General features: G+C 58.1%; 27 protein-coding genes. 5 read left to right on the top strand and 22 right to left on the bottom strand.

All coding sequences use genetic code 11. The annotated features are described in order from the left end of the window. Window positions 1-240: 240 nt before the first annotated feature. From ACVWZM_RS43855 to ACVWZM_RS43910, 12 genes are all read right to left on the bottom strand, one after another. Window positions 241-975, bottom strand: coding sequence for an SDR family oxidoreductase (locus tag ACVWZM_RS43855; protein WP_456856396.1), 735 nt, complete (start codon window positions 973-975; stop codon window positions 241-243). A gap of 337 nt (window positions 976-1,312) precedes the next feature. Further along, window positions 1,313-1,483, bottom strand: coding sequence for a hypothetical protein (locus ACVWZM_RS43860; RefSeq protein ID WP_456856398.1), 171 nt, complete (start codon window positions 1,481-1,483; stop codon window positions 1,313-1,315). Window positions 1,484-1,748: 265 nt separating this feature from the next. Beyond that, entirely contained in the window at window positions 1,749-3,401 is a 1,653-nt protein-coding gene (locus ACVWZM_RS43865) for an MFS transporter (protein WP_456856399.1), read from the bottom strand. A 211-nt stretch (window positions 3,402-3,612) separates the two neighbouring features. Continuing rightward, window positions 3,613-4,833 (bottom strand): ABC transporter substrate-binding protein, encoded by a 1,221-nt coding sequence (locus tag ACVWZM_RS43870; protein ID WP_456856400.1) that lies wholly within the window; start codon window positions 4,831-4,833, stop codon window positions 3,613-3,615. A 90-nt stretch (window positions 4,834-4,923) separates the two neighbouring features. Continuing rightward, window positions 4,924-6,426, bottom strand: a complete 1,503-nt coding sequence (locus ACVWZM_RS43875) for an alginate export family protein (protein WP_456856402.1) — start codon at window positions 6,424-6,426, stop codon at window positions 4,924-4,926. A gap of 48 nt (window positions 6,427-6,474) precedes the next feature. Further along, the gene (locus ACVWZM_RS43880; RefSeq protein ID WP_456856403.1) at window positions 6,475-7,161 is read right to left on the bottom strand and encodes a YoaK family protein; all 687 of its coding nucleotides are present in this window, start codon (window positions 7,159-7,161) and stop codon (window positions 6,475-6,477) included. 26 nt (window positions 7,162-7,187) lie between these two features. Beyond that, window positions 7,188-8,618: an alginate export family protein gene (locus tag ACVWZM_RS43885; protein WP_456856404.1), complete on the bottom strand. Its 1,431-nt coding sequence runs from the start codon at window positions 8,616-8,618 to the stop codon at window positions 7,188-7,190. 8 nt (window positions 8,619-8,626) lie between these two features. Then, window positions 8,627-9,538 (bottom strand): glyoxalase, encoded by a 912-nt coding sequence (locus ACVWZM_RS43890; RefSeq protein WP_456856406.1) that lies wholly within the window; start codon window positions 9,536-9,538, stop codon window positions 8,627-8,629. Between the two features lie 35 nt (window positions 9,539-9,573). Further along, window positions 9,574-9,999, bottom strand: coding sequence for a DoxX family protein (locus ACVWZM_RS43895; protein ID WP_456856863.1), 426 nt, complete (start codon window positions 9,997-9,999; stop codon window positions 9,574-9,576). Window position 10,000: 1 nt separating this feature from the next. Further along, window positions 10,001-11,884 carry an amidohydrolase gene (locus tag ACVWZM_RS43900; RefSeq protein ID WP_456856407.1) on the bottom strand — a complete coding sequence of 628 codons (1,884 nt, stop codon included), beginning with the start codon at window positions 11,882-11,884 and terminating at the stop codon, window positions 10,001-10,003. Continuing rightward, a complete protein-coding gene (locus ACVWZM_RS43905) occupies window positions 11,881-12,165 on the bottom strand; it encodes a XapX domain-containing protein (RefSeq protein WP_456645957.1) in 285 nt (94 codons plus the stop codon). Before ACVWZM_RS43905 ends, ACVWZM_RS43900 begins: the two co-directional genes overlap by 4 nt. Before the next feature lie 32 nt (window positions 12,166-12,197). Further along, entirely contained in the window at window positions 12,198-12,842 is a 645-nt protein-coding gene (locus ACVWZM_RS43910; RefSeq protein ID WP_456856410.1) for a hydrolase, read from the bottom strand. Between the two features lie 442 nt (window positions 12,843-13,284). On the opposite strand from ACVWZM_RS43910, the gene ACVWZM_RS43915 reads away from it, so the two are divergent. Further along, complete coding sequence (locus ACVWZM_RS43915; protein WP_456856412.1) at window positions 13,285-13,701, top strand: winged helix-turn-helix transcriptional regulator; 417 nt, start codon at window positions 13,285-13,287, stop codon at window positions 13,699-13,701. 383 nt (window positions 13,702-14,084) lie between these two features. After that, entirely contained in the window at window positions 14,085-14,576 is a 492-nt protein-coding gene (locus ACVWZM_RS43920) for a TetR/AcrR family transcriptional regulator (protein WP_456856414.1), read from the top strand. A 4-nt stretch (window positions 14,577-14,580) separates the two neighbouring features. Here ACVWZM_RS43920 and ACVWZM_RS43925 read toward each other — a convergent pair whose 3' ends face one another. Continuing rightward, a complete protein-coding gene (locus tag ACVWZM_RS43925) occupies window positions 14,581-15,687 on the bottom strand; it encodes an MFS transporter (RefSeq protein ID WP_456856865.1) in 1,107 nt (368 codons plus the stop codon). Window positions 15,688-15,773: 86 nt separating this feature from the next. Here ACVWZM_RS43925 and tnpA point away from each other — a divergent pair, with 86 nt between their 5' ends. The 3 genes from tnpA to tnpC are packed head-to-tail and all read left to right on the top strand — an operon-like array spanning window position 15,774 to window position 18,205. Further along, window positions 15,774-16,247: an IS66-like element accessory protein TnpA gene (tnpA, locus tag ACVWZM_RS43930; RefSeq protein ID WP_456855941.1), complete on the top strand. Its 474-nt coding sequence runs from the start codon at window positions 15,774-15,776 to the stop codon at window positions 16,245-16,247. Further along, a complete protein-coding gene (gene tnpB, locus ACVWZM_RS43935) occupies window positions 16,228-16,581 on the top strand; it encodes an IS66 family insertion sequence element accessory protein TnpB (protein ID WP_253637931.1) in 354 nt (117 codons plus the stop codon). Before tnpA ends, tnpB begins: the two co-directional genes overlap by 20 nt. A gap of 52 nt (window positions 16,582-16,633) precedes the next feature. Continuing rightward, entirely contained in the window at window positions 16,634-18,205 is a 1,572-nt protein-coding gene (gene tnpC, locus ACVWZM_RS43940) for an IS66 family transposase (RefSeq protein WP_456856416.1), read from the top strand. Here tnpC and ACVWZM_RS43945 read toward each other — a convergent pair. From ACVWZM_RS43945 to ACVWZM_RS43985, 9 genes are all read right to left on the bottom strand, one after another. Then, window positions 18,136-18,531 carry an MFS transporter gene (locus tag ACVWZM_RS43945; RefSeq protein ID WP_456856417.1) on the bottom strand — a complete coding sequence of 132 codons (396 nt, stop codon included), beginning with the start codon at window positions 18,529-18,531 and terminating at the stop codon, window positions 18,136-18,138. The genes tnpC and ACVWZM_RS43945 overlap by 70 nt on opposite strands. An 11-nt stretch (window positions 18,532-18,542) precedes the next feature. Continuing rightward, complete coding sequence (locus tag ACVWZM_RS43950) at window positions 18,543-18,680, bottom strand: heme-binding protein (RefSeq protein WP_456856419.1); 138 nt, start codon at window positions 18,678-18,680, stop codon at window positions 18,543-18,545. Window positions 18,681-18,792: 112 nt separating this feature from the next. Next, window positions 18,793-19,287, bottom strand: coding sequence for a cupin domain-containing protein (locus ACVWZM_RS43955; protein WP_456856421.1), 495 nt, complete (start codon window positions 19,285-19,287; stop codon window positions 18,793-18,795). Between the two features lie 38 nt (window positions 19,288-19,325). Further along, window positions 19,326-19,814 (bottom strand): VOC family protein, encoded by a 489-nt coding sequence (locus tag ACVWZM_RS43960; RefSeq protein ID WP_456856422.1) that lies wholly within the window; start codon window positions 19,812-19,814, stop codon window positions 19,326-19,328. A 5-nt stretch (window positions 19,815-19,819) separates the two neighbouring features. After that, entirely contained in the window at window positions 19,820-20,662 is an 843-nt protein-coding gene (locus ACVWZM_RS43965) for an alpha/beta fold hydrolase (RefSeq protein WP_456856424.1), read from the bottom strand. Window positions 20,663-20,969: 307 nt separating this feature from the next. After that, the gene (locus tag ACVWZM_RS43970) at window positions 20,970-21,560 is read right to left on the bottom strand and encodes a response regulator transcription factor (protein ID WP_456856426.1); all 591 of its coding nucleotides are present in this window, start codon (window positions 21,558-21,560) and stop codon (window positions 20,970-20,972) included. A gap of 88 nt (window positions 21,561-21,648) precedes the next feature. Then, window positions 21,649-22,023 (bottom strand): response regulator transcription factor, encoded by a 375-nt coding sequence (locus ACVWZM_RS43975; RefSeq protein WP_456856427.1) that lies wholly within the window; start codon window positions 22,021-22,023, stop codon window positions 21,649-21,651. After that, a complete protein-coding gene (locus ACVWZM_RS43980; RefSeq protein ID WP_456856429.1) occupies window positions 22,020-24,194 on the bottom strand; it encodes a PAS domain-containing sensor histidine kinase in 2,175 nt (724 codons plus the stop codon). Before ACVWZM_RS43980 ends, ACVWZM_RS43975 begins: the two co-directional genes overlap by 4 nt. Before the next feature lie 505 nt (window positions 24,195-24,699). Further along, window positions 24,700-25,743, bottom strand: a complete 1,044-nt coding sequence (locus ACVWZM_RS43985) for a LysR family transcriptional regulator (protein ID WP_456856430.1) — start codon at window positions 25,741-25,743, stop codon at window positions 24,700-24,702. Window positions 25,744-26,306 lie beyond the last annotated feature (563 nt).

Here is a 26,306-nt window from a genome sequence, read left to right on the forward strand (position 1 = left end):
CAGCCTTTCGAGTGCTTCCTCTCGATATCCGCCAAACCCGAGCACACGGCCAAGCATGCTGATGACAAACGCCCTGTTTGAATTGAGGGCAATTGCGGTGCGCGCTTCCGCGATCGCCGACTCCCATTCGCTACCCCACATCATCATGTGTGCCAGTACGGCATGTGCCGTCGCATCCTTGGCGTCGAGTGATACCGCGATTTGCGCTTGGTCACGCGCGGTAAAGCATGGTCCCATTGGTCAGAGTGTGCTCATGCCGCCATCGATAATGAGTTCGCTACCGATGGTAAAAGATGATTCATCTGAGGCGAAGAAGACGACGGCGTCAGCTACTTCCTTTGGCACGCCGCGGCGACCCGCTGGGATTTGGCCGACCAGGCCTTTGATCTCCGCATCGCCCATGCCGATCTTGCCGTGCAAAGGCGTAGCGATTGGGCCGGGGCTCACTGCATTGACGCGAACACCCCGCGGCAGGAGCTCGCCGGAAAGGGTGCGAGCGAGCGAAATTAATCCCGCTTTCGTCAGCGCGTAGACGCTGGAATTCGGCATGCCAATGTGGGCATTGATTGAGGTATTCAGCACAATCGAAGCCGGATTGGCGAGAATCGGCAACAGAGCCTGGATCAGAAAAAACGGCCCCTTCAAATTGACCGCCACCGAGCGGTCGAAGCCAGCCTCGTCCCACTCAGCCAATGGACGGAAGTCGCCGATGCCGGCATTGATGAAGATAGCGTCGAGGCCGCCGAAATTGCCCTGTATCTCAGCTGCTATCTTCTTCTGAGCGGCGACGTCGCCAGCATCCACATGGATAAGTAGCGCGTTTCCGAGTTCCTTGCGAGCGGCTTCCAGCGAGGCCAAATTGCTGCCGGTAATGGCTACGCGGGCCCCTTCCTCAAGGAAGCGGCGAGCCGTCTCGAGCCCGATGCCGCTGCTGCCGCCGGTGATAAGAGTGCGCTTGTTATTCAACCTGTTCATTTGACAATCGTCCTTCGATACGGTCCAACGGGGAAGCACCGCAATGCGGTTGCACCGACAAGCACAGCTGCGTCGATAGTCCGCGCCTTCTGAACTGCTCGCGACTTCCTGATGGTTTCCTGGAGCGGCGATTGATCGACCTCGATGCTTCCGGTCGGGACCATCAACGCACTCTTTGAGTGATCAATCGCCAGGAAATGAGTGTAGAGCCCCGATTATGATGGCTCAATTGTACCATGGTGTGAACAATTCTCGTGCATACCAGCAGAGCTGAAAGCTTGCGAACAAATCGTCGCGCGGGCGAGCAGCTCTCCGATGCCACCTGCAGCCACTTTCCTCACCTAACAAAACCATCGAATCGCGTCATATAAATCGGCTGAAAGTCCACGTTCGCCTTCTTGAACTCATCTGAAGGCGTGCCATAGATCACCCAGCGAGTGAGCTTGGCCATGGCGAAGAACTCTTTCGAGAACGGTGCGAAGCTTTCCACTTGATGGAATAGAGCCACCTTCGAATCCGCATATCGTTCGAATACGTCAACCGTATTCTGGTCCTCACCGATACTGCATTCGAACGGGAGCGCGCCCGGCTACCCCGTTTGCCAACTACTAGAATTGCAAGACCAATTTTCGCAGGCCCTATTGTGACGTTCAGACAGGCCACTCTATTAAGGGCTGTGGCCGACTTCTGTAAAACTTCTTGCTGTTTTTAGTTTCGAGAACGCCCGCACGTCTAGAAACTCAGCACCCCTAAGCCCACGCCCATAGAAGAAGCTATAGCTCGTCAGATTCCCGGATTGATTTGGACCCGAACGATGCGGCAACGAAATGGCTTACCTTCGGCTCGGTCTTGGCGTCGTATTGACGAACGGCGTCTTGGACCACGCGGTCGGCATTCGTAACCCGCTGATGCTGCCGCAAGTGCTCAAGCCACGATGCAACCAGGAATGTTTCCATGAATCGTCCCTCCTCGGCGGCATCTTCAAAGACATCCCAGGCGTACGCGCCGTCCCGTCGACGCTGCTGGCCAAGCTCCTGGAGCGCTGCCAAAAAGGCACCGCGTCGCTCAGGAATGATGTGGTATTCGACTGTTACCAGCACTGGTCCCCGATCCGGCTCCGCGTCGATCGTCAAAACCGGAACGGGCCAATGCATGGAGGGTGTGAGATCAATTTCCGCCCCGCTTTGCAGCTTCCATGGCCAACTCGACACAATTCCAATCAAGGCACCGGCAGCCGCAATGAAGTGAGCGGCCGGCAGGCTGAGCATCGAGGCAACTTGCCCCCAAATCGCGCTGCCCGCGGTCATGGCACCAAAAAAGACGGTTACGAACATGGCAAGCCCGCGGCCACGTACCCAATCCGGCAGGGAGACCTGTGCTGAGACATTGAGGGTCGCGAGGACCGCGATCCAGGAAAGACCAGCGACGATGCAGGCAAAAAGCGCAGTCAAGGAGTCATCTGCGAGGCCGAGCAGGATCAGGCTGACCGCTGTACCAACGGTGCCGAGTGCAACGAGCCGATCGGGCCCGAAGGTGGCCTTCATCCAGGGCAGGCCGAACGCTCCGCTGACCGCGCCTGCTCCAATCGCGCCCAGCATTATGCCGTAAAGCGCCGGCCCTCCCGCGATCTGGTTGCGCGCGACAAGCGGAAGTAGCGCCCAATAGGCGCTCGCAAAGAAGAAAAAGCTCGCAGCTCTTATCAGGGTTGCTCGCAGATGCGGATTGTACCTGGCATGGCGAAGTCCGATCACCAGGGCGCTTGTCAGACGTTCGGCAGGGAGCGCATGACCGCCGGACGTTGACGGGCGCCACCACCAAAGGGCTCCGATAACGCCGAAATTGCTAAGCGCGTTCAACCAGAACGGCGCGGCAATTCCCAATCCGCCGATGATCACGCCGCCCAGTGCAGGTCCGATCGCCCTGCTGATGTTGACGCCAACGCCGTTGGTTGCCACCGCTGCAGCCAGATCCTGCCTCGGCACAAGGCTGGGAACCACCGATTGCCACGCTGGCGCGGTAAACGCTGCGCCCACGCCGAGGAGGAACGTAAACAGCAGCAGGATGGGCGGATTGATGAAGCCCAGCGAGACGAGCACCGCACTCGCCGCCGCAACCAACGTGACAACGATTTCCGTAACGATCAGAAAGCGGCGCTTGTCGACGATGTCCGCAAGCGCGCCCGCCGGAAGCGCAAAGAGAAACATGGGCAGGCTGGTTGCGACTTGAACCAGAGATACGCTCAGCGGGTCGGCGTCCAGGCTCGTCATCAGCCAGCCGGACGCGGCATTGTACATCCAGGTGCCGACATTGGAGACCACGGTCGCAACCCAAACCACCGTAAAGGCCGTGTGGCGAAACGCGTTCCAGGGCAACGTGCTCGGCGGGTTCGTCGTCAGCTTGGGTTGCTGATCCTTCGCCCTCATCATTCGCTCCACTCAGGAGTGGCAGTAACTGGTGCCTGACGTGAGCGGCAGCATCTCTCCCTGCCCCAGCCGCAGTCTGCCGGCAACCGCAAGGTAGTACCCTTCCTCCAAGGCTTCGACCACAAGATCACTGAATAATCTGGCCTCACGGAGAGATGCCGGGTCGGAAGGTAGATCGGATAACGAGTAAACGGCGCCGCCCTCATCTCTCGATCTAATGGTTTGTCGGACCGAGGAACGCGCTATCGATCACATCCCCGATTGACTGCCAAACATTTCCGTCAAATTGCACAAGCCGCATCTGCTTGATCGGCCGAAAGTCGTTTGGACCAGTGCTTATCGCAATTCCGGGGAGCGTGACCGAACTCCGAAAATCCTTCAACGATGTGGCCTGTCGCATGATGTTCTCGCGCGACAAGTCGTCACCGCATTGTTCGAGCACTCGGGACAGGGTCTGAGCAACAGCATAACCAAAGAGAGCGTTGCTATCCGCCTTGTCGCCGCCGGGATAATACCTGTCCATGAACGTTGAGAACTGTTTGATCCCTTCGTCGTCTTTCCAGACCGGGTCGGTCGCATTTTTCAGGAAAGACGTCGAGATCACCCCCACCGCGTTCTGTACGTCGGCTGACCCCAGCGCGCGCACGGCAGGTGCGGCCACGTTGTTGAGGATGACGACCGGGTGCCAATCGATTTCTGCCAACCGCCCTATGGCGAGTGCAGCCATATTCGGCGAACCCGCGAAAAGCAGGACTCCTGCTCCCGACGCTTTCAGGACATCGATCTGTCTATCGATCGATTTGTCCGACATCTCGAAAGTACTGTCAGCTACGATCATGCGCGTCCAGTCTCCGAGCCCCTCCTGCATGCCTATCAATAGATCGCGCCCGAACTGATCGTTCTGCCAGAGGACTGCAAGCTTTTGGTCCGGATAAAACGCCTGCACAAAATTCGCGTAGATGCGCCCCTCGGCGCGAAACGGAGGCTGCCAGCCCATTGTCCAGGGAAACTCAGCGGGCTTACTCCATTCCTGGTCACCGGAAGCGACGAACAACTGTGGTATTCTATTCTCGTTCAGATAAGCGCGTACGGCCAAATTGCCCGGTGTGCCGAACGAGCCAGAAATCAGCAACACGTTATCATCTTCGATCAATTGGCGGGTCTGCTCCACGGCCTTCCTTGGGTTCGACCCGTCATCACGCGAAATGAACCTCACCTTCCGGCCATTGATGCCTCCGCGATCGTTGATCATGTCGAAATAGGCAGACTCCGTCTTTCCGATGGAGGCAAATTCCGTCAATGGACCGCTATAGGGCATGATGTTTCCAATGCGGATTTCGCCATCACCCGTGTCTTTCGTCTCCGAAGCCGCGAGAGGGAGCATCGGGGCGGCGAGCAGCGATGTTGCGAACACGATCTTTAGTATCATGCGCATTTGTTTGGCTCCCCTCGCAAGATTGGGTTACGCTTCAGTCGCTATCGTAGAGCTATCCGAGACGGATCCAGAGCGGCGTCGATATTGCAATTAGAACTTCAACATCGCCTCGACGCCCACGAAGTGAGCCGTCTTTGATGGGCCTGTATCCTGTATAAACTGCCCGGGCACGAATATAGAGTAGGACAGTGCAGCGCTGAACCAAGGGACCGGTTGCCACCCGAGTATCACGTCGGCCTGAGTTCCGATATAGCGGGAGCGACTGTCATCCGAAGGTCGCACGAGGTTCCCTCCAGGACCGTAGATTCCGTCGCCAAGACTTTCGCGCCAATAGAAGACTGTTGCCAGATCGAGGGTCCAATCTTTGTTCAATTGAAGGGTGAGCGTCGGGTGAGCGTTGATCAGGTTGTATGGCCCGAGCAGGCCGATCTCGCCGAAATACTTTCCTTTCGGGAATAGTGGATTGAAGGTCTGAAGATTGAGGTCGTATGGGTTACGGTCGCCGCTGATAATGTTCGCCCGCAGGCCAAGCCGCGGGCTGAAGGTCACGCCGGCGAACGTGTAGCCCGTATCGGAGGCAATGGACCAGGCGCGGATATCTCCGTGATCGAAATGGCCAAACTGAGCCATGCCTTCGAAATTCCAGTCCCAACCATTCGCGGCACCGAAAAACCGACTGCCGATTGTGTGCCGCACTTCCTCTCCGCTCCCTTGATTGTACTCTGCGGCGGCATTGCGGTAGCCGATGTAGTAGACATCAAGTCCCGGCTTGGAGCTGATCTCCGTCAATTGGCGCATGGCATAGATCGACCAGAGTGTTCGCTCTGGATCGAAGCGGTCATTGAAGCTGCCGACCAGGTTTCGGACCGGTCGTGCATAGAGCGCGTCAACCCGCCATGGAGCCGATTGAATCGAGGCCAACGCCGTATCGAAGGAACGAAGCACGTTCGGGCCATACCGCAAGCTGATCAATCGCTCAGTGCCATACGACAGGAGTTGTCGCCCTCCCCGCAAGGTAAGATCGGTGCCGCTGGCCAACGGCAGCTTCAGATCCGCGAAACCCTGCAGCACTTCAATCCCTGTTGCGTCGACGCCCCCAACTGTCTCCTTGTCCGTAACCCAGGCGCCAATCATTTGGCCGAACAGACGCAGGTTTGGGCCGAAATGCAGGTCCGCGTACGGTAGCATCCGGTACCATTGATACTCGTTGACCGGGAGCTCACCCCAATTGAAGTTGCGATATGCCTCCTCCCTGAACCGAAGCTCCAGGCCGAGCGTGAGGTACGCATCATCACCGAACTCTAGCGGAATATACTTGTATGGCTCCCACCAGGCTCCGGTCCGTTTCGCCGGGTCGCGCAAATAGGAATAGTCCTCGTCATAGCGCAGGAGCGTCGTCTTCAGCGGCGCGACATTCGCGTTTTCCGTTCCACTGACTTCCGCTGACAGGGCGTTGGCGGGTAGAGCGACGGCAAACGCAACGAAGATAGCCATCGCCGCGAGGACCTCCGTCACGGGGGCGGCCCCATCGACTAACTTTCGGGTTCCGAAAAATCCGGAAGAGTTAGCATCTCCGACAGCGTCGATCTGCATCTCTGTTGGCTTCGACTTCGTCCTCGAATTTGGAAACAGAATGGAACGTCAGTTTCTCGCTGCTTCTTTCAGCGTCGATTCCGTTAGTCGAGCAAGCAGCGAAAGTCCGCCCAATAGGGGGGGCACCACGAAACACCAAACGTTGTATTGCGCGTACAAGAGGGCCGCGGCAGCGCAGCCGGCGGCGAAAATGATGACGTTCTTGGACATCATCACGACCCGCGACCTGATTTGGTGCCCTGGCGCATCGTCCCTTACATAGATCATATCCGCAAGATCGATCATGATCTGTGTCGTCGTGCCGGTCATCAGCGTCGAGGGTGGTGCGCTTCCGAGATAGACCCGATGTACGGCGTTCTGTATCGCCATGGCCGAAACGAGCACCATTCCGGTAATCACCGCCTGCCAACTGTCGCCGTCCCGGAAAGGTCCGAACTCGATCGCGAGCACAGCGCCGACGATCAGCAGAAGGACCTTAAGGCTGAGCATGGCTTCGAAAACGAAGCGCCAGCGCGGCGTCAGTGCCGAGCTGAGCAGGCGGACAGCCATTACGACCGCACAGAAGACCGGAAGGGCCAGGAGTTTCGCAACAGCTCCCGATGTGCCGAGAGCCAGCGACGCGCCAAGCGTCACGAAATTCCCGGTAACATGGGCCGTGAAGAGACCTTGCAATGCGAGAAAGCCCGCCGTGTCGACATAGCCTGCAGTGAGGCTCAGGAGAAAAGGCACGATCATTGAATTTCCGCTCGACACCGGGGGCACTACCATCCCCGTTTGATCTCTACGCCGACATAGTTCGAGTCATGGCCGCCAGCGTTGCGCAATGCGTTACCGATCGAAAAGTGCACGGCCTCGATTGCGAATGAAGTTGCGCGGTCTATGGTCCAATCGAGCCGAATCTGGCCGTAACTTCCGGTATACGCACCCGGGCGCCCAGCAGTGTTCGGGACGGCTATGTTGGGTTGGGTATAGATCGCATCGGCCGTGTTCTGGCGCCATAGAGCCGCGGCAGCGAGCATGATCTTGAGTGACGAAGTCGGGCTCAGCGTCAGGGATGGCTTGATGTGAATGAGGTTGGTGTATCCGGTGTAACCTGCCAGGGTGAAATAGTAACCGTTGGGGAACAGCGGATTGAACGTCCCAAAGGTTCCTTTGGTGTTGCCGTCACCGGACGCCGCATCGAGTTGGATACCCACCCTTGGGCTCCAGTTCACATCGGCGAAGGTGTAGCCCGCGATTGAACCGACGGCCCAAGCCTCGATCGGCTGGAGGCCGATGCGTCCGGTCTGGTTCATCACTTCGAAGTCAAAATCGAAATGATTAGCGTTACCGTTCAGATGGACATCGAAAATGTCTCTCCGCTCGGCGCCGGAGGCATTTGCAAACTGTGCATTCCCCTGGGTGAAATTGGCATAGTAGCCGGCGATGAAGAGAGACTCGGAAAACTTATACTCTGTCCGCGCCATCCCGAAGGTCTGCTTGGTGACGCTGCTGTAATCATCGAATACCGTAGTGTCCCGAACCTGAACCGGCAGGCTGTAAAAGGTGATGAACCGCCAGGCTCCAGTTTCGTAGTCCGCCCAGGCGGCGTCGTAAGATTGTCGGACGTTGGGACCGTCGCGAACAGCTATGAAGCGCTGCAGGTCGAAGGCAAATTGCTGGCGACCGGCCCGCAGCTTCAGCGTTCCGCCTCCGATGGACTCGGTCAGAGCCACCCAACCCTGCTCAAGATCAAGCCGATCCCGATCGACCGGTGTCAACTGAGTTTTCCAGGGCGCATAGTCGGCCTGAAATTGCACGAAAGCCTGTAGTTGATTGTCTACGCGGAGATCGGCATGGAATTCGTTTCGGCTGATGACATAATTCTGGCTGCTGTTCGCACCGGTGCCGAAGTTCGCGGCGTTATTGGACTCGAACCGTTGGCGGGTGTTCGCACCAAATGAGAGATACGTGTATGGATCGACGCTCGACAGTGGAATGTATTTGAGTTCATCGAAGGGCTCACGCGTCACCCGCGGATCCGCCAGCACCGACCAGTCCTCCTGGAACCGGTTGAACATGATGGCAGGCCGCTGCGGCGCGGAAGCCTGAGACTTCTGATCATCCGCCCACGCCATCTGCGGCGCTGCAGCAAGCAGTACGCCTGCCGCACATACCTTCCGCAAAAGCCATCGTCCCAGCAGGAATGCCATCGCGCCCCCTACTTCGGTGCGGCCGCGTGAATCTCCGCAATATATCCGCCGGGGAACTGTAGCATGGCTTCGGCCCGTCCGTCAGACGTATAGGGCTCGACGAGCACAGTGGCGCCCGAGGCCTTGGCCTTCGTCAAAGTTCCCTGCAAATCGCTCACCTCATAGCCGGTCAGTTCCCGTCCGTACGGGTAGGGCAAGTGGCCATCGGTAACGAGGACCGTCATCTTTCCGAATACTGATTCAATATGGATACGTCGATATGTGTCTTTGGCTCGGCCGATCTCGACCCCCGCGGCATGTGCATCGTCGGAAACAACCTTCCCGTGCGAAAACCGCAGGAAGCTGCGGATAAAGGCATCAGCCCGCTCAGGCGAGACGTAAACGCGGTTCTCAGGAATCGTCTCGAAAGCCGCATAGGAAGGCTTCGTCGTGTGCCAATAGAGTTGCATATTCACGCCGCCCGGCCACTGGATCACCGCATCGCGTCCGATCGGATCCGGGAAGGCCGCCACGAGCACGTCAGCGCCCGAGTCCTTGGCTACGTTGATTGCCTCGTCGAGGTCCGTAACCAGATAGCCGGTTCGCTCGGCGCCAAAAGGATAAGGGACCGGCGTTTTGAATCCGAACACCGAGACGGTGCCAACCGGCGTCTGCAGCAGTTGGCTCGTGGTGCTGCTCGGCGTCGGTGTCACCGTGGCAACGACCTGCTTCGTGCTCTGACCTCCGAACGTAGAGAGAAAGCTGGCCACGAACTTGTCCACGTCCTCGGGAGCGACATAGACATGCGTGGTGTCGTATTGCGCGCCGACGCCGACCTGTGGCGTGGTATGCGCTCCCTGATCCCGCGCGATGGCAGCGGACGCGATCGTCAGCAACGATGAAATCAGCAGGATCTCGATCAGATAACGTTTGCGACACATGGAAGCCTCGAACAAAGTGAGTTGAGCTGTAGTGATCAAGCGCTTTGCGAGCGCAACGACAGGATTGACACAAGCACCAGGCCGGCGATCAGGCCTAGATGCTCGAAAAAGGCGTTCACGGCCAGGAAGCGATCGTGACCGGCTTTGGCCCAGAAATCGTTTGCGGTGAGCATGGCGACCGCCGTCAGGACGCCGAGCCCGCCGGCTCCCAGCCACACCCAGCGTCCAAGAATGACGAGCGCGGAGCCGCCGAGTTCGACGACAATGGCTGCCGCGGCCCAAAGCCACGCCGGCTGAAGTCCGAAATGCGCCTGTTCGGCAACGGCTCCCGGAAAATCGAGGGCCTTCTGAATTCCGCCGATCAGGAACGCTGAGACGAGCGCTATTCTGGCGGCCGCCACAACCCATGACCAAGACAGGATTGTCGCGACCCAGCTCGGCGCATCAGATTTGGCGAACATCTCACACCGCCCAGCAGGCGCAACCGAGGGCACCCCAGAAACTCTTGAGATCCGAAACCGGGAGCCTGCCAGACCATGCGCGCGCGTGGTCGTGGCCGTGCACGGTACACGCGTTGGCACAGCCGCACGTCTGCATTGCATTCGCGCTGATGGCCTGTGCCTTGCCGTCCTGTTCCACCCAGTTGCCGTACCCTCCAAAACTGCGCACCGGCGACCAGTCGGGCATCGCGGGCGGCGGCGCGGTATCGTCGAGAGCTTTGAACTCGCCCGCGCTGTAGACGATGCGCCCGCCGACTACCGTCAGATCGCTCGCGATTTCGGCGATTTCGTTTTCGGCGCAGGAGAAGAAATCCCGATCCGGTACGATCAGGTCGGCGAACTGACCCACCTGGATGCGCCCTTTCTTCCCCTCCTCATTGGAGAACCAAGTGACGTTTTCGGTCCACATCCGCAACGCGGTTTCGCGATCGAGGCAATTGCGCTGCGGATATATCCGCAGACCGCCCACGGTCATGCCGGTTACGAGCCAAGCCAGCGAGACCCACGGATTGTAGGAGGCAACCCTGGTTGCATCCGTGCCGGCGGAGATCTTCACCCCCTTGTCCATAATCTTCCTGACCGGTGGCGTAGCTTCGGCCGCACCAAAACCGTAGCGCTCGACGAAATACTCGCCCTGATAGGCCATGCGGTGCTGCACCGCTATGCCCCCGCCAAGCGCAGCGATGCGCTCGATGGACTGATCGGAGATGGTCTCGGCGTGGTCGAAGAACCAGTGCAGACCATCCAATGGCGTGTCCTGGTTGACCTTCTCGAACACGTCGAGCGCGCGCGAGATCGTCTCATCGTAGGTCGCGTGCAGGCGCCATGGCCACTTATTCTGGACGAGGACGCGGACGACATCTTCGAGCTCGCTCTCCATTTCCGGCGGCATATCCGGACGAGGCACGCGGAAATCCTCGAAGTCAGCTGCAGAGAACACCAACATCTCGCCGGCGCCGTTGTGCCGAAAGTAGTCAGTTCCCTGCTTGTACTTCGAAGTCTTTGTCCAATTCAGGAAGTCCTGCTTCTCCCCCTTCGGCTTCTGCGTGAACAGGTTGTAGGCCAGGCGGACAGTGAGTTGCCCTTCGTCCGACAGCTTCTGAATGACCGCATAGTCCTCAGGATAATTCTGAAAACCGCCGCCGGCATCGATCGCTCCGGTGATGCCGAGACGGTTCAGATCCCGCATGAAGTGCCGGGTGGAGTTGACCTGATATTCAAAGGGAAGCTTAGGTCCCTTGGCCAGCGTCGCGTAGAGGATGTTGGCATTTGGCTTGGCAAGGAGAAGCCCGGTTGGATTGCCCTTTGTATCGCGCACGATCTCGCCGCCGGGTGGTTCGGGCGTGTCCTTTGTGTATCCGATTACGCGCAGCGCCGCAGCATTCAGCATCGCGCGATCGTAAAGATGAAGGATGAAGACCGGAGTATCGGGCGCGACTGCGTTAAGTTCCTCGATTGTCGGCAACCGCTTTTCGGCGAACTGATGTTCGGTGAATCCGCCGACGACGCGCACCCACTGCGGCGGCGGCGTGATCGCGACTTGCTTCTTCAACATGGTCATGGCGTCGGCGAGCGACCAGACGCCGTCCCACCGCAGCTCCATATTGTAGTTGAGCCCTCCCCGTATGATATGGAGATGATTATCGATCAGCCCAGGCAGCACGCGCCGACCCTTCAGGTCAATGATCTTTGTTGAGGAACCGGCAAGCTTCATCACGTCGCCTACGTGCCCCACGGCCGTAAACAGCCCGTCTTTGATTGCTACGGCAGTCGCCGCCGGATTCGAGCGATCAAGTGTCGCAAACAAACCGTGATGCAGGATTAGATCGGGGCCCTGCTTGCTCATGCTTGCTTCTCCGGATTCTTGAGGCCATCAATCGGACCGACCGTGCGTCGGCCCGGTAGCATTCCGAAAATGTGGGAGTCGCAGCTCGAGAGATGGAATGCCTCGGAAAAGCTCGAGCCCCCTATGAGCAGTTTAGTGACCGGGATGATCTGCTCGCCAACCAGGATTCCTAGAAGCCCGACCAGCGCCACCATCGGTGGCGCTGGCGAGCGTACGTTGAGGAGATTGTAGATCACTCCGACGAGGAGGCCTGCAGCCAAAGACAACACATAAACCTTCATGACTGTCGTCCTATCTTCGGCATTTCCAGGAGTTACCGCGGGCCTGCCTCGGAAGCGTGCTCGCCGAGCGCCCACTTCGAGAAGCGCACCTGGATGCCGTATGGCGTATGGGCGCGGAGGATATCCATCACGCCCTCGTAGGTCTCGGCGCGTGCCCAGTCCTGCTGCAGTTCGAAGACGTATTGGCATGAGGTGATCGGAACGGCGCCGGCCTGTAGCAGGCGCTCCATGGAGCGGTTGTGTGCCTCGAGCGACAGATCACCGCAGGCATCTGCGGGAACGTAGATTTCGTAACCCTCCTTGAGCATGTCGAGGCTTGGAAACATCACGCATGCTTCTGTCCAGAGGCCGGCTATGACGAACTTCTTTTTGCCGGTCGCGGCGACGGCTTTGCGGAAGTTCGGATCGAGCCACGAATTCATAGACGTCCGGTCGATGATTTCGTGGTTCGGAAACAGATCTGTCACCTCCGGCATGAACGGACCCGAGAACGAGTCCTTGGCGACCGTCGATATTACGGTCGGAATCTTGAACAGCTTTGCCGTCTTGGCCAGGATTTGGATATTATTGAATACCACCAGCCGGTCATGCGACTGCACGCCCTGGTACATTGCGGGCTGATAGTCGATCAAGGCGATAGCGCTGTTTTGCGGGGTAAGCATATCAAGCTTGGACATTCGAGGGCTCCTGAGTTTGGTAGATGCAGATCAGTCGGAGGCGGCTTGTAATTGATGCTGTCCGTGCCGTTTCCGGAAGTGAAACGATTTCAGCTAGTCGATGAACACGCTGCATTTTTTCCTTCAACGCGTTGTGCGGACACAGCGGCGACTGGCGGGACGGCGATAGCGGCTGCGACCGCTAAAAGGCCTGACCCCTCGGGCTCCAAGCGCCGATGCCCTCTGGTGCTCGCGACCTGAGATTGTGCACTGCGGCGATATTTGCACTGATGATGGCAGCGGCTTCGAATGGGACCGTCACAGGCCGAAGCGTGGTCCGAGTTCTGCCTGTTTCATTCAACCCACTTCCCGTCCACGTCATGGGTGGGGCTATAGTATCGGCATGACGCTCATGTAAATTAGGCACTAGCCCGCTACCAAGTTTCTAATCGGATACCGCACCGTGCAAAATGAAGCTCCTCGTCCTGAACTCATCTACCCGCCAGAGCTGGAAATTTGGCCGTTTCCGGCGGATTGTCCGAATCGGGTGCTGATAGAAGAGATAGCCGACAAATGGACGATCCTGGTGGTTGCGGCGCTCTCGCGAGGCCCGACGCGTTTCAACCAGCTGAAGCGCGCGCTGGAGCCTGTCACTCAGAAATCATTGACGCAAACGCTCCGTCGCCTCGAGCGAAGCGGGATGGTTTCTCGAACGGTGCTTGATACTTCTCCAGTGGCGGTTGAATACGCCATCACCCCGCTCGGTCGTACGCTTGCGGGGCCGTTCTCCGCTCTATACCGGTGGGCCGTCGCATACCAAGACCCGGTCGAGGAGGCCCGACAACGGTTCGACACGCAACGGGGAAACGCCCGCAAATAATGAAATCATCGCATGCGCGGAAAGCAGCAAGCAGCAGCCGCATTGCGAATGCCGGACGCGCTCCCAAGCGCGGGGGAAGCCGCTTGTCTTCCTATCGATAGCTAGATCCACCAATAGTTCATTCGCTCGCACGCGCGGCACTTTCGCGTGCGTCGACTTAATACACTAGCCTCCACGCCCGACAATTACGAGAATTTGGACAAGGCCGAGTTCGGGCAGCCAAGCTGCATCAGATTCATCTCGCGAGTGAAATCGTTTTCACTTTCACCTGCTGCTTGAGTTGGTACAGCCCCGGCGAGCTACTTCCAGCTCTTGAATCAAGAACACTAATAGGTATAAGGGACCGCTCGGTCCAGTAAGATGCGTTTGGTTCAGGAGCGACAATGTCTCGAGTGCGAGAGTTTGATGAAACTGAGGTGCTGGATAAAGCGCTGCAGGTGTTCTGGCAGCAAGGATATGAAGGCACTTCGTTGAATGATCTTCTCGACGCGACAGGGCTTACGAAATCAAGCCTGTACGCTGCGTTCGGTAGCAAGGAGGAACTGTTCCATCGGATTGTCGAGCGCTACTTGTCCAAGCACGTTGAATTTCGTCAGGCATGCGCGCTGGCCGAACCAACCCCTCGGCGGATTGTGGAAAGTTTGTTGTACGGTATGGCAGATCTGCACGCTGGATCGCGTACACCGCCCGGCTGTCTCGTGACAAGCGCGGCACTCGCATGCTCGCCGGCAAATGAGCCAGTTCGCCAATATCTCGTTCGCAGCCGAAATGAGTTTGGCCAGATTCTAAGCGAACGGCTCGAAGCGGTGAAGGACGCCGGGCCGTTGCCTCCTGGCATGACGGCAACGGATGCCGCGCGCGGCTTGTTGTGTTGACCATTCAGGGAATGGCAGTTGACGCGAAGGGCGGCGCGACAAGGAACCAGCTTCGAGAAATCGTGCGCACATTCCTGCTCAATTGGCCAGAGAACTGAGCGGCAGATTCAGAGTCTCGCGCCAGCTGACCTCTTTGAAGGACGCTGGTGCGGCAAACCGCGCCAACTGTCACGCAACATTCGCATTGTCGATCGCAGAGCGGGGACGGAGTGCAACCATCGCGAACAGCAAGGCAACGCTCGCCATCGCGATTGACGCGTAGGGGGTCACCAGCAGCCCGGGCCCTTTCAAGAGCTGGCCACCGATGAAAGACCCGCTCGAGATTCCGAGATTGAAGGCGGCTATATTGAAGCCGGACGCCGTTCCAAGCGCATCGGGAGCCTCCTGCCTCGCCGTGGCAACAACGCCGGCCTGCATAACGGGCGGAATGGCGAAAGCAAACGCCCCCCAAGACAGCGATCACCACGAAAGTTGCCGCTTCATTGTGAATCGCTAATCGAAGCGAGACAAAAGAGACGATCAGTCCGGACAGCAGGATCATCATCGCGTTGCGTGTACCGACGACATCACTCAATGTCCCACCCGCCAGATTTCCACCGACAGTTGTCGCACCAAAGAGCAGCAGTGCGATATTGACGGCTTCCTCCGGTACGCCAGTGACGTCGGTCAGCAATGGCGACAGGAAGGTGAAAACTACAAAGGTGCCGCCGAACCCGACCACCGTTAGCAGGTACATGGTCGCGAGACGTCGATTCCCGAGAAGGCTCAGTTGGGTCGCAAACGAGGCGGGCTGCTGATGCGAAATTTCGCGCGGCAAAAGCCAAGTCAGACCAAGCACCGCGATAGTTCCCATGCCAGTGACAATAAGAAAGGGAGTACGCCAATTGAATAATTGGCCGATCCACGAACCGAGCGGCACCCCGACCACCATGGCGACGGTGAGCCCTCCCATCATCACGGCGATTGCGCTTCCGGCCCTTGCCTTGAGAACAAGAGAACTCGCACACGCCGCACCGACACCGAAGAAGACTCCGTGAGCAACCGCCATGACAATACGTGAGAGCAGCAATGTGGTGTAGTTGGGAGAGACGGCGGCAGACAAATTGCAGATCGTGGTAAGCGCGAATTTCTCCGCACCTTTTGCTTTTGAGTGCTCTGATGCATGAGGTGTCCACTAAAATAGGTGGACACCTTGTGATGGCAGCGGATGATCAGAAACTGCGGGTCAGGCTTGTTGGCCGGAACGGTCGCCGGCGCTACGAGGCGGCATCGAAAGAGCGTCTTGTGGCGGCCTGCCTTGAGCCTGGCGTTTCGGTATCGAGACTTGCGCTCGAACATGGGGTCAACGCGAACCTGCTTCGGAAGTGGATCAAGAAGGACGCCGCGGCCAGGTCGGCGCCGTCGTCGTCACCCTCGGCGTTCATCCCGGTTCACCTTGAGGGGACCGCCGAGCGGGGTTTGTCGCGGCAAGGCAGTGTGGCGGCGGTGGATTTGCCGGCGACTTGCGATGAAGTGGGTGGGTCGGAATCCAAGGGGTCTCCAGCTTTTTGTTCTCCGGCCAAAGTGAGCGCGTCGCTGCCGAATGGCGTGAAGCTCGCGCTGGAATGCGGGGATGTGGATGCATTGACGGCGATCATTGGAGCCCTGGGCCATGTTCAGACTGGGCGGTGACCTGCAGGTCTATCTGCACCGTGAGCCGATCGACTTCCGAGCTGGCATCAACAGCCTTGCGGTTCTGGTTCAGGAGACGATGGCGCTCGATCCGTTTGCGCCGGCGGTTTTTGCGTTCTGCAATCGCCGTTGCGACCGGATGAAGTTGTTGTTCTTCGACCGGTCCGGCTTTGTGCTGGTCCTGAAGCGGCTGACCGAGGACAGGTTCCGATGGCCGCGCCGCCAAGCGGCGGTCGTCACGCTGACGACCGAGCAATTGCACTGGATCCTCGACGGTATCGATATCGATGCGATGGTCCGCCATCCAGTACGGCAATATCAGGTTGCCGGCTGAGCTCTCGAGTTGAGCGGTTGACGCGTCGGAACGGTTCAGATTCAAGAATCCGATGAATCGAACCGGCGATCCGAGTGTTGAAGTGCTGTTGGCGCGCATTGCTGCGCTGCAGGCGGAGAACCGTCAGCTCGCCGACCGCGTCGTCAAGCTCGAGGAAGAACTGGCGCTGGCACGCCTGCATCGTTTTGCGCCACGCAGCGAAAAGCACGTCGACCGTCTCTTCAATGAAGCCGAGCAGGCCGCCGATGAGGATGACGCCGGCAGCGAAACGAACGATACCGCCGAACTTCCGGACACGGGTCTGCCATCGGTCGAAAGCACGACGGGAAAGAAGCGCGGCCGCAGGCCGCTGCCGGCGAACCTGCCGCGTGAGCGCGTCGAGTATGACCTGCCCGACGATCAGAAGGCGTGTCCTTGCTGCCGTGGCCAGATGCATCGCATGGGCGAGGCTGTCACCGAGCAACTTCATATCGAGGTGAAGGCGAAGGTTTTACAGAATGTGCGCTTCAAATATGCCTGCCGCCATTGCGATCGCACCGGGATCAACGCCCCTGTCGTGACCGCGCCGATGCCGACGCAGCCGTTGCCGGGTAGCGTTGCCACGGCCTCGACGCTGGCGTTCGCGCTGGTTCACAAATATGTCGACGGCACGCCGCTCTACCGCCTGGCGCAGGCCTTCGAACGCGCAGGCGTTCCTGTCAGCCGCGGCGCTTTGGGCCACTGGGTGATCGGCTCGAGCGAAAAGCATCTGTATCGCATCTACGACGCCCTGAAGCTGCGGCTCAGATCGCAGCCTCTCATCCATGGCGACGAGACGACGGTTCAGGTCCTCAAGGAGAAGGACAAAGCGGCCACCAGCACATCGTACATGTGGGCGTATCGCAGCGGCAAGGATAGTCACGAGCCGATCGTTCTTCTGGATTATCAGCCGGGCCGCGGCCAAATCCACCCGCAGACCTTCCTCGGCGATTACCGTGGCATCGTGATGAATGACGGCTATAGCGCATGGCGCACGCTGGAAGGGGCCACCCACATTGGATGCATGGCCCACTCCCGGCGGCGCTTTGTCGATGCACTCAAAGCGAGAAGGAAGGGTGGCGGGCCGCCGGAACAGGCGCTCCGGTTCTTCGAACAGCTCTACCGGGTTGAAAGGCAGGTGCGGGACGAGAAACCGGAGAACGGTGAAACACAGGCCGACTGCATTCGCCGCTTCCGCCAGCAACACAGCATTCCCGTCCTGAACGCCCTCAAGGTATGGCTCGATGACATGGCCCCGAAGGTCCTGCCTGACAGCAAGCTCGGCGACGCCGTGTCCTATACACTGAACCAGTGGGATTATCTGACGCGCTACACCGGGGACGGCAGCATGCCGATCGACAACAATCTTCTGGAACGCGACATCAGGGTTTTTGCAACTGGCCGAAAAAGCTGGCTGTTCAGCGACACCGTCGACGGAGCCAAGGCCAGTGCCGTCGTCTACAGCCTGATGCTGACCTGCCGCGCCTCACGTGTCGAGCCGTTAGCGTGGTTGCGCCACGTCCTCACCGAATTGCCTCAGCGCGCGGACGACGCCGATATTACCGACCTGCTGCCCTTCAACTTCCACAAAGCCGCAACTGCCTGAACGGCCCGGTATCGCCCGATACTGGGGCAATCCATCAAAAACCGCCAAACCGCCAGCGTCGACGTGCGGGGAAAATCGCGCTTACAGATCGTGAACAGTGCCATGAGCCCAATGGCCAATCCCCGGCGCGGAAGAGCGCCGGTCAGTGCGGAAAAGATTGGCGTACCAAGCGTGATGGATAGCGCGTAGAGGCTGACGAGGAGGCCGGCCGTTGGGATCGACACACCCAGATCGGTTGCGATCTCTGGAACAAGACCCACAATAACGAATTCGGTCGTACCGATTGCGAAGGTCGCAACCGCGAGGGCATAGAGAGCGGGGGGCATAGCGCTTGACCTCAATCCAGGATCACGACGGCAACGGCCTGCGCGACGATTTCCTCCTCCTCGACTGAACCGCCGGAGATTCCGACTGCGCCGATCATTTCCCCATCCCGGTCGCGCAGCACGACGCTGCCACCGAACCGAACGATCATGCAGCCAACCCAGCGGGCCGCCGCGACTTTCGAGTGATCTGCTAGTGTGAGCAGATCAGGCGCTTCCGTCGGCTCGGGAAGTTGTATCCGTAAACCCGCAAATTCAGACGCGTTACGGCTTCTTGGTCGGATCGTCGGCGGGGTCCTCGTAGACAGTATCCGTCGGCCCTGAGCCGGTGATCAGCACAGTTACCGCCTCGTCGCCGGTCATCGCGAAGTGCGCAGCGCCTGACGGTTCGGTGTAAACTGATCCGACGGGAAGCGTCCGGAGTTCTGCCTTGCTGAAACTGGGACCGTAACCGAACATCCAGGTCCCCTGCAGCACGGTGCCGACCCGATCCCCTGCGTGATGATGCGCGGCAATGGTCGCATGGGGGGCGACCTTAAGCAGTTGGCTGTACGGCCCTGGCTTGGACGGATCGCCTAGAATCGTAACGACCTGGACCTTGGCGTTGCCTGACCCGCCCACGCCACCGGTTGGCGCGATGGCAGTCAATTCGGCAGGCGTCTTGGAGTACTTTGGAAGTTGTGGCTCCGGCGACTGCGCTCCGGCGGCGGCGGCACACATGATCGTGCCGACGATGAAAATCGCTCTGCTGCGAAGCATGGCTTTTCCTTCCTTTCCCGGAATTGGTCGATCGAAACTCAGGGTGTCGAGCCTGGGCTACCTTTTGGATACTCAAGAAACTCCAGAGTCGTGCCGTCCGGCCCACGCACGTAAACGAGGCGAAGTCCGGTGCGCTCTCCGGACTCCACCCTTTGGACTCCGCTTAAAGCGTTCCACCCTACAGCACTGATCCGTTCCAATAATGCGTCGATGTTCTCGACCCGGAAGGCCACATGTACGGATCCCACATCGCAGGACCGAGGCTTCATTACCTTTCGGTCGTTCGGAGACCGGTATTCCAGAAGCTCGATCAAATGACCGGGCGCCTTCACCATTGCTATACGCGCCGCTGCCGCATTCACGCCGACCAACTCGTCGAGGAACGAGCTTTCATCGAAGTCCCAGGTATACAGGTGATCGAAGCCCATGACGTCGACCCAGAACGAAAGCGCCTGATCGAGCGACGAAACGGTGATGCCGGTATGCTCTGTACTCTCGATACGAAATGGAAGGCTTGCTTCGATCATGCCGATTACAACCTGGCACTCTTGTCCCAGAATTGACGGAGTTGCTCGCAAATGAAGTCCGTTTTTTCCTCGAACACCCAGTGTCCGCACTCTTCGATGACACCGCCCTCTGCTCGGTCCGAGAGTGCCTTGGCGCTGTCGAAGCAGTGTGCCCCAAAGGATCGGCGCCCTCCCCACCCCATGGTCGGAATCAAAAGCCTCTTCTTTGCGAAATCAGCGAGTTGCGCCGCTTTTTCATCGATGAAGGCGTAGTGGTTGAGGCTGGCCCGCAGGTTTCCGGGCTGCTTCATCTGAGTAACGTACCGTTGTAGTTCGTCTTCGCTGATTGCGTTGGGATTGTAGGCAAAGTCCCGAAAAAAGTGACGAAGATACTGTTCCTCTCGACCTTCGATCAAGAAACGCGCAGTATCCATATTCGCGTGCATCGACAGATGCCAATATGGCACTCGCGGATCCACGTAGTTCTTGTAGTCGAGTCCGAAGAACGGCGTCTCGATCGTCGCCAGAGACAGCGCGCGCGCCCCTGCCATGTAAGCAAGGGCGACGGACGGCGGCCCTCCAAGGTCGTGGCTGAGAATGTGGAATCGGTCGACCTTCTCAACGTCGGCGAGCTCTAGCAAATCCTGGGCGATGGTAGCCGGCATATAGTCCGCATACGGCTTGTCGCTGTCGGCGTACCCACGCAGGTCCGGAGCTATGAATCGATAGCGCTCAGCACACCTCTCAAAGATCGGCAGGAACTCGCGGTGATTTTGCGGCCAGCCGTGGAGGCAAAGCACTGCAGGCCCGGAACCGACCTCTACATAGTGCAGCGTCACGCCATTCACAAAAGCGCGCTTGCTAATCATCTGTCGTCCACCATTGCTGAGAACCTCCCGTTGCTATGCGTCAGCCAACAGCACCCATCGATGCTTATATCCGGCCGCATTCTCTGACCATCGCGAAGTCGGTGTGCATGTTGCGCAATTTAACGCGCGCGCGGAAGTGAAACGATTTCAGTCCTCGGATGAGCGGACTGCATTTCGGTCGGTCGGCTATTGGTGCACCAATGCCACGGACGATCCGCGATACGCGCTTCGTCACCGCCTCGGCCATCGCAACCGAAGTAGCAAACGTGCCAAGCGCTGGGCCTCCGCCACCAGCTCTCCAGCAACACTAAGGATCTAGCTTTGGCGCGATGCTCACCAATTCGGCGAACGAGGTTACGTTCATCTTCCGCATTACCTGACCTCGATGCGCCTTGACCGTTATCTCACTGATGCCGAGTTCGTGGGCCACCTGCTTGTTTAAGACACCACGAACGATCAGACCCATTACCTGCCGCTCACGTCGACTGAGCAGGGCATAGCGATCTCGTAGCGCCTGCATCTCAGCCTCACGGCGGAGCGAGGCGTCGCTTCGGTCGATGGCACCTCGAATTGCATCCAGCAACAAGGTGTCACTGAATGGCTTAGTCAAAAATTCTACGGCTCCAGCCTTCATGGCTTGGACCGTCATCGACACGTCTCCGTAACCGGTGATAAAGATGATCGGCATATCTGGGCGCTCGACTGCTACCCACTTTTGCAACTCGAGGCCATCGAGCCCCGGAAGACGGACGTCCAAAATCAAACAATGAGGAACAGAGACGCGTGGGCGCGAGAGGAAGGCCCGAGCGGACTCGAATGTCTCTGGCTGCCAGCCCGCGTTACGGATCAGCAATTCTAAAGATTCGCGTACGGAGACGTCATCATCGACGACGAACACGATTGCGTTTTCGTGTGACATAGCGAGCGGCCCTTTCGCTATCGATCTCTTTCTGGTACCTCTCATTCAGGCACGAATACTTTCTACCTCAACGGTCTCCGAAGGCAGCATTGAGCGCCTTCAGCAGAGCTTCGTCGCTGAATGGCTTGAAAAGGCACTCAATCGCACCTTGCTCAAGCATTCGCGGACCCGTCGAATCATCCCCATGCGCGGTGATGAAGACAATTGGAATTCTTTGATTGAGACGCGTCAGCTCTCTTTGGAGTTCTGGACCAGACATGCCAGGCATCGCGATATCGAGCACGAGACAGCCCGTCTGCCCCACATATCCCGACCCCAGAAATTCTTCGGCCGACGAAAACGCTAGAGCAGCGTAGCCGAGTTCCCTCAGCAGGTCCGGCAAGGACTCCCGCACGGACTCGTCGTCATCGACCACCGACACAAATGAACGAGTGACCATCATTCATTCCTCGTGACGCCGCCTCTGGCGGGCGCTCCTTTGGCGTCATGGCTGTGCGCGTTGCTTATAATCTCTGCGCGCCGGGGGATTGAAAACGAGAACGTGGCCCCCGGACCATCATTCAACGATGCCCATATGCGACCGTGATGGCTCTCAATAATAGAGCGACTGACCGATAATCCAATTCCCATACCGTCGTTCTTGGTCGTATAGAATGCGTCAAAAAGCTTTTCTACGGCCTCAGATTCAAAACCATGCCCCGAATCCTGCACGCTCAGGCGAATCCAATTACTTTGATCCCGCTCCGTCCTGATCGTCAGCGTTCTCGGTCGATCATCGATCACGCTCATCGCGTCAATGGCGTTCTGGAGCAAATTCAAGATCACTTGCTGGAGCTGCACCCGATCACCCGCGACAAGCTGACCGTCTTCGGCAAACTCCAGCCGCAAGCTGACTCCATCACGCTGAATCCTGTTTAATAATAGCGGAAGGACCTCTCGTGTTGCCTCGTTAAGGTCCACTGGTTGGGCTACAGGCGCCTTCCTATTGAAGAGCGACCGCAGGCGGACAACGATATCGGACGCCCGGTTGCCGTCGCGAAGCGTACGGCGCACCGTTTCGAGAGCACCTGCAACGTTTGGAGGATCGGCGGCTAACATGCGCAAGCAGGTATTTGCATTAGTGACGATGCCGGATAGCGGCTGGTTGACCTCGTGAGCGATGGATGCCGTGAGCTGACTCATAGTCGTCACCCGCGCCATATGCGCGAGTTTCGCTTGCGTGTCGCGCAGTTGCTCCTCTGCACGCTTTCGGTCTTCTATGTCGGTGTTGATTCCGAACCATTTGATGACGTTTCCAGACTCATCACGTAATGGATTGACGCGGAACAGAAACCATCTGTATGTGCCATCGAAGCGGCGTAATCGCGCTTCCTCCTCACCCGCCTGGCCCGACGCCATGACCGATTGCCACGCTTGAGCGACACCACTTCGGTCGTCTGGATGAAGAGCCGCTGTCCACCCAGACCCTTGGACCTGCTCCAAACTGAGACCCACATAATCCGTGTAGTGCTGATTGAAGAAGTCGGCGGAGCCATCCGCACGAGCGGACCACACGAGCGCGGGAATAGTATTGATGATGAGATTGAGATTGCGCTGGTTGGCTCGCAACGCTTCCTCAGCGCGCTTCCGCTCCTCTACGTCGATTTGAAGTACACACCAGCGTACGATGTCTCCGCCCTTGTCTCGTAACGGAAAGCCGCGGACGTTGAACCATCGGTAGACGCCATCGCTGCGGCGATGCCGGCTTTCCACTTCATATGGCTCACCAGTTTCGACCGCCCGCCTCCACGTGCTGATCGTCGCGGCTACGTCATCAGGATGGACGGCTCCGCTGGTGCCCCAGCGCTTCAATTCATCGGCGCCCATCCCGAAATATTCAAGCACGGGACGATTGACGGCCTCGACCTCTCCATCCGCCGTCATAATGGCTAGAGGAGCCGGAATTGCGTCCACTACCAACTGAATATCAATTTCTCGTACGCGGAGCGATTCCACAACTCGCCTAAGCTCGACAATCTCTTGTCTTCGATCTTCGCTAAGAGCAACAATCTCTTTGGTTCGCTGCTCGACTTCTTGATCTATAGTCTGGTCAATTTGAGCTCGTTGACTGAAGAGTTGCGCCTCCTGAAGGCCGCTCGCGATGTGATTAGTTGCGATTCTGAGGCGAAGCGTCTCTGCCTCTTCGGGAAACTCGGCGCGATGAGACGCAGCCACCAACACTCCTCTATTATCCGGGAGCAACCCAAACTGCAGCGAAACGGTCGAAAACTCTCTGTCGCCCATCGCAATCCGCTGCCTCAAGGGCCATGATTTCGGGTCTTGGCCCAGCGAATTGCTCAGAACGCTGCTCACCTCTTGCGGTTTGATGGCTCCGATCGATGATCTCGCTGTTCGCGCTACTTCAAGATATTCCATCTTGCTTGGATCTTTAAGACGAACGTAAGCAAAGTCCAGGTGGAGCATGTCCACCACGATGTTCAGAAAATCCGGAAGTGTCCGTGAGAACGAGCCATCGTTCCAAATAGAAGGATGAGCTAGGATCCTATTCAGATCGTTGATACAGCACTGAGCGTACTGGCTCTGCTCGGCAGAATGTTTGCTGTTGACCGCCATTTTAGATCGCTGCCCAGGACAACCCGGCGTGCTCAAATTACGCTCGGAAATAATTCCAGCTATCCCATTCCAACGGCGGCACGCTGTCCATTTGGAGGCCGTCGACAATGATCGACCACGATCGCGCAACATAGGCTACCATGCACCTCCCAACCGTCGCAAGTTTGCGCTTGCAGAGGTCGCTTATCGTTACGACGATCGCAGCGGCACACAAATGACACTTCAGACCACGGGTCATCGACTCAAAGAAGCTGAGGCCACGGCGCCGACCTGCCATGTCCTCCATCCCGTACTCCGCTGGCCGCCGGCGGCCGGCCACGGGTCAATCCTAGGCCGCCCACCGTCGGAGTTACTGAGAGCCAGCTCCGGCGAACAGGCCACAAATCATGGTTGCGAAAAACGACGGCTCTTCCTCTAATAGAGCGCCTCTTCCACGAAGGTCTATCGTACCTTGGTGTTGGTTTTGCGGAATACAGACGTGCTTCTCGAAGCTCCTCGGCCCCTCTCACGCTTCCGCGGCGAGCCTTTGCACTGATGGGCTTAATGCGGGTTGCGCGGGGCGCGCAAACTCAAACATACGAGCCCGCAGGGGCTCGGTAGCTCGGCTCAATGTGGCGCGCAGCCACTCTTGCGGCGCCTCACCCTCGTTCCGTTCATGCCACAGAACGCTCACGTCCTCCAAAGTCGTTTTGTATGGCAACTCGTGCATCGACAGTGGGTGCCTGCAGACCAACAACTTGGCGAGCGGCCGTGGCACGATAGCCATCAAATCCGCGTCCTCAAGTATTGAGGGAAGCGCAAGAAAGTGAGGCAATGAGACAGCTATACGCGGACTTCGCTTTGCCCCCGAAAAGGCCCGTTCGAAGGCGGCTCTATCGAACATTTCCGACCGCCGGGCCAGCCCACGTTCAGATACATAGCCGCCGACGGCTCCCTCATGCTCGCTATTCAACGAGACCACGGCTATGGAAAGGGCAGAAAATGCCTCAAGCGATAGCCTGCCGAGTCGCCGTGAAGAACTCGCGACGAGGACATCATCGTATGCAAAGAGCGAGCTTGCCCCGAATCGCTCAGGCACATCTGAGAAAGTACCGATTGCCGCATCAATCCGTCCGAGATCTATCTCCTCGGCCAGATCGATCCAACTATCCGGCCGGATTACGACATTAACGAGCGGCGCCTCCCGCCTTAACATGGCGAGGAGATATGGCAGCATCACCATGGTGGCAAAATCGCTCACCGCGATAGTGAACCGCCTCGTCGAACTACCTGGCTCGAATTTGGGTGAATCGATCGCGGCCTCCAGTGATTTCCACGCCTGGCGTATCAAAGGCGCCATCGCAACCGCGCGCGCGGTCGGTTGCATCCCCGCGGTCGTGCGAACAAACAATTCGTCGTTGAGCAATTCTCTTAACCGGGCAAGAGCGTGGCTAACAGCCGTAGGGCTGACACATATCCTCTGGCTGGCTCGCAGCACACTTCGTTCCTTCATGACCGCGTCGAACACGCGCAGAAGATTTAGATCAAATCTGTTGAGGGACATGGTCATGGCCAAACTGCTAAAGATGATTACTCGTTGCGGAACTTTAGGATGCAGCTCACTCTCGCTACATTACGATAGCTTCGTAGGCGCATCATTGTTATCGACCTAGATGCTTTCGATCGAGATCGTCTACGGTCTCTCAGTCAGCCATGGCGAACGGCTGAGAGTAGAGTCCCTGAAACTGACAGCTCAATTGCACCTTGGTGTAATCCGTGGCCCGCCCGACTGCCCCTGCAACAGTGCGTACGAAATCGTCGCCCAGCTCCAAGCGCGCTCTCGCTTCGTGCATGCGCCACAGCGTGCGCTCGCAAAGTCGTATGTGGCATCCTTTTGTGGCAGCAGGTTCTGGTAGAAACCAGGTCACAGGAACGCCCTTAGAACGGGGGCCAGCAGTTATTCTTCCAGCTTCCCTACATCATCCAAGCAGGGGGTGTCAGCCTAACGTCCATAGGCGAACTAGACCGATCGAGCATCGTGATCAGACCCCGGTGCGGGATGAGTTCCGGAACACTCGTGACAAGCTTTCTTTCGGTTCTGCTGTACCTGCATCACTGCGTCGTCCGGCCAAC

Source organism: Bradyrhizobium sp. USDA 4501, from assembly GCF_054062115.1.